This window comes from Mesorhizobium sp. L-8-3 (assembly GCF_016756615.1).
Taxonomy (GTDB): domain Bacteria; phylum Pseudomonadota; class Alphaproteobacteria; order Rhizobiales; family Rhizobiaceae.
This window is the reverse complement of the sequence record NZ_AP023262.1, coordinates 185,107-197,636: the sequence shown is the minus strand read 5'-3', so window position 1 is coordinate 197,636 and position 12,530 is coordinate 185,107. Positions and strand designations below refer to the sequence as shown.

Here is a 12,530-nt window from a genome sequence, read left to right as displayed (position 1 = left end):
CGGCGGGCGGGACAAATTCCAAACGACGGCTTCCGCGCGGGCGCGGATGCCATTTTCCAAGGGGTGGCTCGTCATGGCTTCAATCACGATCGCGGAGAACACTCCGCCCGACACATTGGTGGCGACCATCTCCGCGCCGATCCATCCCGACGACGGCTGGGCGAGCGTGCTGGGCGGCATCGACGGTACCGATTCCAGCGTCTATTTCGACTTCCGGCTCCAGGAGGACGGCTCCTTCTCGGTCTATTCGACGGCGACGGCCTTCGATTTCGAGAACCCGCCCACGGTCGTCGACCTGAGCTTCCAGGTCCTGGTCTATGCCGACGGCGGCACCTACGACATACCCATTACCTTGACCGTCACCGACGATACCGCGCCGACGGGGCTGGCCCTGACCGGCAACACGGTGGCCGAGGATGCCGCGCCCGGCACGGTGGTCGGAACGCTGTCGGCGACCGATGCTGAAGGACAGACCCTCACCTACACGCTGACCGACGATGCCGCCGGCAGGTTCGAGATCGTCGGCAACGAATTGCGCGTCAAGGCCGGGCTCGATCGCGAAATCGCCGCCGAGCACGCGGTGACCGTCCAGGTCTCGGACGGCGAGAACCAGGTTTCCCAGACATTCACGATAGGAGTTACGGACGTGGCCGAGCTGCTTGGCACAATCACAATCGACGCTTCCGGCGCGGACGGAATGGACCTCGAGGCCTTTCTGCGCGGCGGCTTCGTCGCCGGCGAGACGGGCGGTGGGTTTCCTTCCTTCGATAACAGCGGCAACTTTTCCGGCGAGGAGATGTTCATCGGTTACGGCACCGACGCCGCGTCGAAATATGTCCTGGCGCACGGCCAGCTTGCCTACGGCTTCGGCACTCATACGATCCACGGCATGATCGACACGCTGGAGTACGGGACGCGCGGCACCGGCAGCTTCGATGCTGACGGCTATTTCGTCGGCGGCGCCGCGCAACTCAGGATCACAGGGCTCGACTTCACGAACGCCCTGCCGGCAAATGCGGCCGAAGAGGCCGAGATCGAGGCCAGTGGCCTGGTCCACCTCTTCGGCATCGCCCACATGTATGGCGACGCTACAGGCACACCGAACGAGCAGCGTGTTCTCGCCGCTCTCGCCAAGATCGCCGATGCGCTTGACCTTTATGCCCAGAACTTCATCGGCTCGTCGGGAGCCGATCTCTATGTCGGCACCCAGTTCGGCGATACGATCAGAGGCCAGGCCGGCAACGACATCCTGTCCGGAGGCGGGGGCGTCGATACCGCGATCTTCGGCGGGAACTTCGCCGACTACACAATCACCAGGAACGCCGACGGGACGATCACGATCGCCGACAATGTGACGGGCGACGGCGACGACGGCACCGACCGGCTGCTCGGCATCGAAAAGCTGCAGTTCGCCGACGGTGTCCAGGACGCGCCGGAAAACGAAGCGCCGACCAACTTTGCGTTTTCGACGTCGCCGCAGCCGGAGGACACGCCCGTCGATACCGTCGTCGGCACATTCTCGGCCACCGATCCGGAAGGCGGCGCGTTGACCTACGCGCTGGTGACCGACGCCGGGGGCCTGTTCGAGCTCGTCGGCAATGAACTGCGTCTGAAGAGCGAGCTGGACTATGAAACAAATGCGTCGCCCGAGGTGACGGTGAAGGTGACCGACCTCGCCGGAAACGAGGTCAGCCAGACCTTCACGGTGACGGTCACCGATTTGGACGAGGCTCCTGTGAATCTGGAGCTGTCCTCGACCTCGGTTCTGGAAAGCGCGGCGATCGGCACCGTGGTGGGCACCTTCTCGGCCACCGATCCCGAAGGCGGGGCGATCACCTATGTCCTGACGGCCGATGCCGGCGACAAGTTCGAAATCGTCGGCAACGAACTGCGGCTGAAGGCCGGAGTGAACTTCGAGGCCGCGACGTCGCATGCCGTCACCGTCACGGCGACCGACGCGAATGACAATGTGACGACGCGCAGCTTCACGATCAACGTGGGGAATGTCGACGAGGCACCGACTGCGCCGACCTTGTCCGCAACGGCTGTCGCCGAGAATTCGGCCGTCGGCACCGTGGTCGGCACGCTCGCTTCGACCGATCCCGAAGGAGGCGCCGTCTCCTATGTGCTGACGAACGATGCCGACGGCCTGTTCGTGGTGGACGGCAATCAGATCAAGCTGGCGAAGCCGCTCGGCGACTACGAGACCGCGGCCAGCAAGACCTACGATATCACCGTCGAGGCGAAAGATGCCGCCGGCAACACCACGGCCAGGACGTTCACGATCCGGCACGCGGACGCGTTCGACGCCCCGGAAGGAACGCTCACCATCGATGCCAGCGGCCTCGGCTCGACCGGCGTCAATTTCAGCTCGTTCATCACGAACTACTTCGCCGGCCTCGCCGGCCCGAGCTACAACTTCTACGGCGGAACGCCCGACGCCAACCCCTATGGGCCGGGCAACGTCTATGTGAACGGCGATCAGATCGCATTCAGATACAAGCGGGGAGGCGTCGATACGGCGGACCGTGTGGTGCTCGGCGGCGAAGGCCTCGCCTATGACTATATCCACCACGGCGCCCAGTACGGCCATGGCATTTCCGGCTCGCTCGACACGCTGACGTTCGGCCAGTGGGTCGACGGCGTGACGACGGGGACCGAGGGAACCGGCAGCGCCGGTCTGCTCCAGGGCCTACTCGAGCAGGTCAGGATCAGCGGCTTCGATCTCGACGCCGTCCGGGGCACGGGCAGCAACGCGTCCCTCAATCTCGTCCATGCGCTCTACAACGCCGTGCAGAGCCGCAACGCCGCAGCCATCTACGACGTTCTTTCCAATTACGCTCAGAACTTCACCGGCACTACCGGGAACGACGTCTTCTTCGGCTCCGGATTCGGCGACACGATCGACGGCAATGGCGGCATGGACGTGCTGGTCGGCGGTGACGGAAACGACGTCTATATCGTCGACGGCAGCACGGACGTCGTTGTCGAAAACTTCGGCGAAGGGATCGACACGATCAGGTCAACCGCGAGCTACAGGCTCTCGGCCCATGTCGAGAATCTCCAGCTTCTGGGATCGGCGGATCTCGACGGCACCGGCAACGAGCTCGCCAACACGATCATAGGCAATTCGGGCAACAACAAGCTCGATGGCGGGGCGGGAGCGGACAGCCTCAGCGGCGCCGCGGGCGACGACATCTATGTCGTCGACAATGCCGGCGACAGGGTCACGGAGGCGGCCGGCGCCGGCACGGACAGTGTCGAGGCTTCCGTCAGCTTCGCCCTGTCTGCGAATGTCGAGAATCTGACGCTCACCGGTTCGGCGAATATCAACGGCACGGGCAACACGCTCAACAACGTCATCGCCGGCAACGGCGCGAACAATGTGCTGAACGGCGGCGGCGGAGCGGACCGCCTGGTCGGCGGCGCCGGCAACGACACCTATGTCACCGACGGCGGCGACACGATCGTCGAGACCGCCAATGCCGGCACCGACATGGTGCAGTCGTCGGTCAACTACATCCTGGGCTCCAATCTCGAGAATCTGACGCTGACGGGCTCTGCGGTTTGGGGTACGGGCAACACGCTCCACAATGTCATCACCGGCAACGGCGCGAACAATGTGCTGAACGGCGGCGGCGGAGCGGATCGCCTGGTCGGCGGCGCCGGCAACGACACCTATGTTGCCGACGGCGGCGACACGATCGTCGAGGTGGCCGGTGCCGGCACCGACACGGTTCGGTCTTCGGTCAACTACATCCTGGGCTCCAATCTCGAGAACCTGACGCTGACGGGCTCTGCGGTTTGGGGCACGGGCAACACGCTCAACAACGTCATCACCGGCAACGGCGCGAACAATGTGCTGAACGGCGGCGGCGGAGCGGATCGCCTGGTCGGCGGCGACGGCAACGACAACTATATCACCGACGGCGGCGATGTGATCGTCGAGGCGGCCGGTGCCGGCACCGACACGGTGCAGTCGTCGGCGAACCATACGCTGGCGGCCAATCTGGAGAACCTGACGCTCGCCGGCGCGGCGCTGGTCGGAACGGGCAACACGCTCAACAACGTCATCACGGGTAATGCGCTTGCCAACACGCTGAATGGCGGCGGCGTGGATCGCCTCGTCGGCGGCGCCGGCAACGACACCTATGTCACCGACGGCGGCGACACGATCGTCGAGGCGGCCAATGCCGGCACCGACACGGTGCGGTCGTCGGTCAACTACACGCTGGGCGCCAATCTGGAAAACCTGACGCTGACGGGCTCTGCGGTTTGGGGCACGGGCAACACGCTCAACAATGTGATCGCAGGCAATGCGCTCGCCAACACGCTGAATGGCGGGGCAGGGGCGGATCGTCTGGTCGGCGGAACGGGCAACGACACCTACTATGTCGACAATGCCGGCGATGTCGTTGTCGAGGCTGCCGGTCAAGGCACCGATCGGGTGTTCTCGTCGGTGAATCACTCGCTCGCCGCCAATGTAGAGAACCTGACGCTCACCGGATCGGCGCTGGTCGGCGTGGGCAATGGGCTCGGCAATGTCATCACAGGCAATGCGCTGGCCAACACGTTGAACGGTGGCGCGGGGGCGGATCGCCTGGTTGGCGGCGCCGGCAACGACACCTATCATGTCGACAACGCCAGGGACGTCGTCGTCGAGGTTGCAGGCCAGGGCACCGACCGCGTGATCTCGTCGGTGAGCCACACGCTTGCCGCTCATGTCGAGAACCTGACCCTGTCTGGCTCGGCCGTGTCGGGCACGGGCAACACGCTCAACAACGTCATCGTGGGCACAACCGGCAACAATGTGCTCGCCGGCGGCTGGGGCAACGACACGCTGACCGGCGGTGCGGGCTCCGACACCTTCCTGTTCAATACTTCGCTCAACCGGACGAGCAATGTCGACCGCATCACCGACTTCAACGTCGCGGCCGACACGATCCGGCTGGACAATGCGGCGTTCAAGGGACTGGCAGCGGGCTGGCTGGCGGCTGGTGCCTTCCATACCGGCGCGGCGGCGGCCGATGCGCAGGACCGCATCATCTACAACAAGGCGACGGGCGCGATCTCCTTCGATGCCGACGGCTCCGGTTCCGGCGCCGCCATCCACTTCGCCACGGTCTCCGCGGGCCTCGCGCTGACCAATGCGGACTTCTTCGTCATCTGACCGCAAGCATCAGGCAACCGGGGTGGCAGTGCCGCTCCGGCAACCCAAAGGGCAAATGGAATGAGAGTTATGGACAAGGGCCGCGGGTCGCGCCGCCCCATTCTGTTCGGATGGCTGGCGCCGGGGCTCGACGAGGCCGAAGGCAGTCTGGCGCGTCGACGCGCATCCGCGAGCGTTTTGGCGCTGGCCGCTGCAATCGTCGGAGCCGGTCCGGCGCGCGCCCAGCAGGCGGAAGATCAACCGACACAGGCCGCGACCGCCGGTACCGAGGCCCAGCAGGGCGAGGATGCCGCCGTCACCATGCTCGGCCCGCTCGTCGTGACGGCGACGCGCACGGCGCGCGACGTTTACGAAAGCCTCTCCGCGTCGAGCGGATTGTCTCGGGAGCGCCTGGAACTCGAGGTCCAGGGCGGATCGGTCTCTGATATCATGCGCCTGATCCCCGGTGTCACCACGCAGACCGAGGCGGACGACCCCGGTACCGCGATCAACATACGCGGCATGCAGGATTTCGGCCGCGTCAACGTGCTCATCGACGGGGCCCGTCAGAACTTCCAGAAAAACGGCCACGGGGCCAACGGCACCTTCTATCTCGATACCGAGATGCTGAAGGCGGTCGACGTCACGCGCGGGCCGGTGTCGTCGGTCTATGGCAGCGGCGCGATCGGCGGTGTCGTGAGCTTCACCACCATCGACGCCGACGACGTGCTCGACGAGGGCGAGACCATAGGTGCGCGGCTGAAAACGGGCGCCCAATATAACGGTCTCGGCGGTCTCCTGCATGGCGAGGCCGCCGCGCGCTTCACAGACGCGTTCGACCTAGCCGGTGCCGCCACGTGGCAGAAGTTCGACGACTACAGTTCCGGCGACGGGACAAAGGTCCAATCGGGGCAGGATTTGCTGTCGGGCCTGCTCAAGGCGCGGATCCGTCCCGACGAAGCGCAGGAGATCACGCTCTCCGGCATGCGCTACCACAACGATTTCGACAACGTCTCAGGCCTCACGCGCAGCACCACGGCAATCGCCGACACCTTCACCGCCGGTTACCGCTACACGCCCGACAACCCCTGGTGGGACTTCAGCGCCAAGGTCTATTACACCGGCACCACCTTCGATCAGGTCAATGCGACAGGAACCGACATAGGCGCCGAGAAGTCCTACGCGGTCGTGACCCCCGGCTTCGACGTCTTCAACACCTCGCGCCTCGACACTGGTCCTGTCAGCCATGGACTGACCTATGGCGGCGACCTCTTCCGCGACAAGGTCAATACCGAGGACCTACTGAGCACGAGCGACGACCTGACGCCTTCGGGCCGGAGGCTGGCCTATGGCGCTTTCGTGCAGGATCGGGTGACCTATGACGGCTGGCTCGAGGTGATCGGGGCGGTGCGCTACGACGCCTACAGCCTGTTGAACGACACGATCTCCAATGGCGGCAACCGCATTTCGCCGAAGCTGACGGTCGGTCTCACGCCTTGGAACCCGGTGACCTTCTACGCCACCTATGCCGAAGGTTATCGCGCGCCGGCAATCACCGAGACGCTGATCGAAGGTTTCCATCCGGCGCCGGTGAACGGCCGTTTCTTCCCCAATCCCAACCTTCGCCCCGAGATTTCCCGGTCGATCGAGGCTGGCGTCAATCTCAGGCTCGACGACGTCTTCATGGGCGGCGACCGGCTGCGGATGAAGGCCGGCGTGTTCCGAAACAATGTCGAGGATTACATCGACCAGGTCTTCATCATGTTCCCGATCCCCGGCGGTTACCAGTATCAGAACGTCGCCGAGGCCCGGATCGAGGGTTTCGAGATCGAGGGCAGCTACGACACCGGCGACTACTTCGCCGAACTGTCCGGACAGGTGATGAACGGCGTCAACCTGGCCACGGGCGGTCAGCTCCAGAAGGTGCCGCCCAATCGCGTGGTCACGACGCTTGGCTTCCGCGCCTTCGAGCAGGCGCTGACAGCGGGCGCGCGCCTGACCGTCGTGGGCGACAAGAGCGACGCCGGCTCTACCGGCTTCGTCGGCGAGGCCTATCAACTTGTCGACCTCTTCGCCCGCTGGAAGATCAACGGGCAGGCGAGCGCCGACCTCGCGCTGAACAACATCTTCAACCGCCAATACACGCAATATCTCGATGCCGACCCCAGCCCGGGCTTCAACGCCAAGCTGTCGCTGACGGTGAAGTTCGGCAGCGACCAGCTCTGAACTGGCCCGGAATACGAAAGGAGAAAGACGATGACGCTCACGATTACGCTGAACACGACCTCCGATTCGCCGTCCGGCGTCAATTTCGATACCTATTTCGCGAGCTACTTCGCTACGCTTGTGCCTACCGGTTGGCCTTACATCCTCGGCGGAGCGAGCACTTTCGAGGGCAGCCAGATCGTCCTTCTGGACAAGGTCGCGACGAATCCGGCCGACACGAAGGCGATCGTCGTCGACGGCAGCGACATCAAATATTACTTCAACGGCCATACGCTGAGCGGAACGCTGACCACCGTCCGCCTGTCGACGCTCGGAGGCTCCTACAACTCCGACGGCTCGTTCGATCTCGACGCCAGCGGGCGCATCACCGGCGTGTCGACCGCGATCGAAATCAGCGGCCTCTCCATCTCCAACGCCTATGGCGTGCGCGGTCCGATGCATGACACGGTCAACGGCCTGATGGGTGGCGGACATGACGGCGGCCGGTCTGATCCGACCTTGCTCAAGGATTACATCTGGGCGGAGGCCCACAATGTCGTGGGGTCGGCCGGCAACGACGTCTATAACGGCACGCGCTTCAACGACACAGTTCGCGGCAATGCCGGCAATGACGTCCTCGGCGGCGGCCTCGGCAACGACCTGATCGAGGGCGGCGTCGGCAACGACACGCTGAACGGCGGTGCCGGCAACGATCGTCTGGTCGGAGGGCTGGGCAACGACATCTACTATGTCGACAGTACCGGGGACGTCGTGGTGGAGGTTGCTGGCCAGGGCGCGGATCTTGTGATCTCGTCGGTGAGCTACACGCTGGGCTCCAATCTGGAGAACCTGACCCTGAGCGGTTCGGCGCTGGCCGGCGTGGGCAACACGCTCAACAACGTCATCACGGGTAATGCGCTGGCCAACACGCTGAATGGCGGCACAGGGGCGGATCGCCTGGTTGGTGGCGCCGGCAACGATACCTATGTCACCGACGGCGGCGACACGATCGTCGAGTCGGCCAATGCCGGCACCGACACCGTGCGGTCTTCGGTCAACTACACGCTGGGCGCCAATCTGGAGAACCTGACCCTCATCGGCTCGGCGCTGGTGGGCGTGGGCAACACGCTCAACAACGTCATCACGGGCAACGCGCTCGCCAACACGCTGAACGGCGGCACGGGGGCGGATCGCCTGGTCGGCGGTGCGGGCAATGACACCTATGGCACCGATGGCGGCGACACGATCGTCGAGGCGGCCAATGCCGGCACCGACACGGTGCGATCGTCGGTCAACTACACGCTGGGCGCCAATCTGGAGAACCTGACCCTGATCGGCTCGGCGCTGGTGGGCGTGGGCAACACACTCAACAACGTGATCACGGGCAATGCGCTGGCCAACACGCTGAATGGCGGCACGGGGGCGGATCGCCTGGTCGGCGGTGCGGGCAATGACACCTATGGCACCGACGGCGGCGACACGATCGTCGAGTCGGCCAGTGCCGGCACCGACACGGTTCGGTCTTCGGTCAACTACACGCTGGGCGCCAATCTGGAGAACCTGACCCTCACCGGTTCGGCGCTGGTCGGCGTGGGCAACACGCTGAACAATGTCATCACGGGCAATGCGCTCGCCAACACGCTGAACGGCGGCATGGGAGCGGATCGCCTGGTCGGCGGTGCCGGCAATGACACCTATTATGTCGACAACGCCAGGGATGTCGTCGTCGAGGTTGCGGGCCAGGGCACCGACCGCGTGATCTCGTCGGTGAACCATACGCTGGCCACCTATGTCGAAAACCTGACGCTCACCGGCTCCGCGGTTTGGGGCACGGGCAACACGCTCAATAATGTCGTCGTCGGCACGACCGGCAACAATGTGCTCGCCGGTGGCTGGGGCAACGACACGCTGACCGGCGGCGCCGGCTCCGACACTTTCCTGTTCAACACTTCGCTCAACCGGACGACCAATGTCGACCGCATCACCGACTTCAACGTCGCAGCCGACACGATCCGGGTGGACAATGCGGCGTTCAAGGGACTGGCCGAGGGCTGGCTGGCGGCTGGTGCCTTCCATACCGGCGCGGCGGCGGCCGACGCGCAGGATCGCATCATCTACAACAAGGCGACGGGCGCGATCTCCTTCGATGCCGACGGCTCCGGTTCCGGCGCCGCCATCCACTTCGCCACGGTCTCCGCAGGCCTCGCGCTGACCAGCGGCGACTTCTTCGTGATCTGACCGCAAGATAACAGAACCGGTCGGCGCGCGGGGGCGATCGAGCCGTGGGAGCGCGTCGGGCGGGGCGCGTCCGGTATCCCGCGCCATCGGTTCCGACCGAGCGATGGGCCGGTGCCGCCGTGTCCCCACGGTACCGGGAATGGTTCTGCGGCGGCTTTGCCAAAAGATGCACGGGATGGCTTGGCAATTCGCCAACTATCGACTAGATCAGCCCCGCGCCGCTTCGCTTGTCAGCCGGCGGCGCATGCGGAGAGGTGGCCGAGTGGTTGAAGGCGCACGCCTGGAACGCGTGTATACGGGAAACCGTATCAAGGGTTCGAATCCCTTTCTCTCCGCCAGCCCCGCCGATAGCGTCCCATGGCGCAATGTCCCGCAAGATGGCCAGGCAAGACGCCGCCGTTTGCCCCCGATCAGTGGCCTGGCGTCTGTCATCCGAGGCTGCCGGCGAACCGCTCGGCCAGCCGGTCTCGTTTGAACACCTCCGCCACGAGATCGACGAACGCCCTCGTCTTGGCCGGCAGCAGGGTGCGTGAGGCGTAGTAGAGGGAAATTGCGCCCGCATCGGCATACCACTGCGGGAGAAGGCGGATGAGGCTGCCGTTCTCTAACTCCTGAAGGACATCGGGCACCGCGAGCATCGTCACGCCGAGACCGAGCCTTGCGGCCTCACGCATCGCGGCCGGGTCGTTGACGACGACGGTTTCGGGCAGCATCGCCATCATCTGCGTTCCCGCCGCGTCACGCATGGACCAATGACGGATCCGGCCGGTTCTGAGGGACCGCATGACGATGCCGTCGAACTGCGAGAGCCCTGCCGGATCCGTCGGCGGTGTGCATTCCGCCATATAGGCCGGTGAAGCGACGGCGATGATATGCGCTGGCGCCAGAGTGCGGGCCACAATGCCTGGCGCCAGATCGAAGCCTCCGCCGATCGCCGCGTCATAACCCTCGGCGACGAGATCGACCGGCCGGTTCTCGAAATGCCATTCCGGCCGGATGAGCGGGTATCTGCTGAGCAGTTCCGGCAACAGAGGCAGGATATGGGTGACGCCGAAGGTGGGACTGAGGCTGACCTTCAGTACGCCCATCGGCTCCGAGGCTCCGGACGAGGCGTCGGCGATCGCCTCCTGCAAGGCTTCGAGGCTGTCGCCGATCGACTGGAGGAACCGTTCGCCCGCTTCGGTCAGGACGAGCTTGCGGGTGGAGCGCTGGAACAGCCGCACCCCCAGATTCCGCTCCAGCATGGCCACGTTCCGGCTGACTGCGGCTGGCGTCAGCGACATGCGCCGAGCGGCGCCCGAGAAGCTGGAGGCCTCGGCGCTTCTGACGAAACTTTCGAGATTGGCAAGCGTCTCCATGTTACCTTCAATGATCACTTGAAATTAGCTCAAGCCATTACCCGCTAATCGCATGGAAATAAACAGGCCATCTTCTCTCCGTCGAAACCCGAACGGAGTGAAGTCCATGACCCAGCATGCCCGTCCCCTGGCCGGCAAGGCCGCCCTCGTCACCGGTGGTTCGCGCTCGATCGGCGCGGCCATAGCAAAAAAACTTGCTGCGGATGGCGCGGCGGTCGCCATCACCTACAGCGCGTCGCCCGACAAGGCTCGCCAGGTCGTCGCCGACATCGAGGCGGCGGGCGGCAAGGCCTTCGCCATCGAGGCCGATGCCGGCAATCCCGATGTGGTCCGGGCCTCTGTGGCGAAGACTGTCTCGGCGTTCGGCGGCCTCGACATTCTCGTCAACAATGCCGGCCTCGGACTCGGCGGCTCGATCGAGGATGTCACCTTCGAGGCCTATGAGCGGATGATAGCCGTCAATGTCACGGGCGTGTTCGTTGCGACCCAGGAAGCGGTTCGCCATATGAAGCCGGGAGGGCGCATCATTCAGATCGGCTCGTCGATGACGCGCTATGCCGCCTTTCCGACCGCCTCCCTCTACACCTTGACCAAGGGGGCGATCACCGGCTTCAACCGCAGCCTCGTGCGCGATCTTGGCCCGAAGGGCATCACCGTCAACACGGTTCATCCCGGCCCGACCGATACCGACATGAACCCGGCGGACGGTCCGGTCGCCAAGATGGTCGGCCCGGGCATGGCGATCGGCCGCTACGGCCAGCCCGCCGAGATAGCCAGCGTCGTCGCCTTCCTGGCAAGTCCTGACGCGGCCTTCGTCACCGGCGCGGACATCGTCGCCGACGGTGGCCTCACCGCCTGATCACCCGAACCCGAACACGAAAAGGACGAACCCCATGAACAGTATCGGGATCATCGGCGCGGGCAATATCGGTCGCGCCTTCGCAACGGCTCTCGCCAACAACAACATCCGGGCCACGCTTGCCAACAGCCGTGGCCCGGAAAGCCTGAAGGATGTCGTCGCGGCCATCGGCCCGACCATCGAAGCCGGCACCCGCGAGGATGCGGCCTCGAAGGACATCGTCCTCGTCGCCGTGAACTGGTCGAAACTGCCGGCCGCGCTCGCCGGCCTGCCGGACTTCGAGGGCCGCGTCGTCATCGACGCCAACAATCCCGTCGAAGCCCCGCTGTTCAAGCCCGCCGAACTGAACGGCCGGCTTTCCAGCGAGGTCTTCGCCAGCCTCGTCCCGGGTGCGCGGGTGGTGAAAGCCTTCAACCACCTGCAACCGCATTTGCTTTCGGGCGATCCCCGCGCCGAAGGCGGCAGGCGTGTCCTGTTCTATTCCGGCGACGAAGCCGGAGCGAAGGCGGAAGTCGGCGCGCTGATCGACAGGCTCGGCTTCTTCGGCATCGACCTCGGGTCGATCTCGGTCGGTGGGCGCCTCGTCCAGTTCCCCGGCGGACCGCTCCCGGCGCTCAACCTCGTGAAGTTCGGCTGATCGAGCCTCGCCTACGCAGTCTCGTCCAACCGGTGGCCGCGACCCTGAAGGGCATGGCCACCGAAAGCGAACCGCCGTGTTCAC

Annotated in this window: 6 protein-coding genes and 1 tRNA gene; 6 read left to right on the top strand and 1 reads right to left on the bottom strand. The window is 64.9% G+C overall.

From position 1 onward, the window contains the following. Positions 1 to 73: 73 nt before the first annotated feature. The 4 genes from JN302_RS00885 (at position 74) to JN302_RS00870 (ending at position 9,930) form a co-directional block, all read left to right on the top strand. Positions 74 to 5,170, top strand: a complete 5,097-nt coding sequence (locus tag JN302_RS00885; protein ID WP_202331276.1) for a cadherin domain-containing protein — start codon at positions 74 to 76, stop codon at positions 5,168 to 5,170. A 60-nt stretch (positions 5,171 to 5,230) separates the two neighbouring features. Then, complete coding sequence (locus JN302_RS00880) at positions 5,231 to 7,375, top strand: TonB-dependent hemoglobin/transferrin/lactoferrin family receptor (RefSeq protein WP_202331275.1); 2,145 nt, start codon at positions 5,231 to 5,233, stop codon at positions 7,373 to 7,375. A gap of 30 nt (positions 7,376 to 7,405) precedes the next feature. Then, positions 7,406 to 9,592, top strand: a complete 2,187-nt coding sequence (locus JN302_RS00875; RefSeq protein ID WP_244846148.1) for a calcium-binding protein — start codon at positions 7,406 to 7,408, stop codon at positions 9,590 to 9,592. A 248-nt stretch (positions 9,593 to 9,840) separates the two neighbouring features. Then, a tRNA-Ser gene (locus JN302_RS00870) sits at positions 9,841 to 9,930 on the top strand. A 90-nt stretch (positions 9,931 to 10,020) separates the two neighbouring features. Here JN302_RS00870 and JN302_RS00865 read toward each other — a convergent pair. Next, positions 10,021 to 10,950, bottom strand: a complete 930-nt coding sequence (locus tag JN302_RS00865; RefSeq protein WP_202331274.1) for a LysR family transcriptional regulator — start codon at positions 10,948 to 10,950, stop codon at positions 10,021 to 10,023. Positions 10,951 to 11,056: 106 nt separating this feature from the next. Here JN302_RS00865 and JN302_RS00860 point away from each other — a divergent pair, with 106 nt between their 5' ends. Together JN302_RS00860 and JN302_RS00855 are read left to right on the top strand one after the other, a co-directional pair. Beyond that, positions 11,057 to 11,809: a 3-oxoacyl-ACP reductase family protein gene (locus tag JN302_RS00860; protein WP_244846147.1), complete on the top strand. Its 753-nt coding sequence runs from the start codon at positions 11,057 to 11,059 to the stop codon at positions 11,807 to 11,809. 34 nt (positions 11,810 to 11,843) lie between these two features. Next, positions 11,844 to 12,446: an NADPH-dependent F420 reductase gene (locus JN302_RS00855; protein WP_202331272.1), complete on the top strand. Its 603-nt coding sequence runs from the start codon at positions 11,844 to 11,846 to the stop codon at positions 12,444 to 12,446. Positions 12,447 to 12,530: the final 84 nt, after the last annotated feature.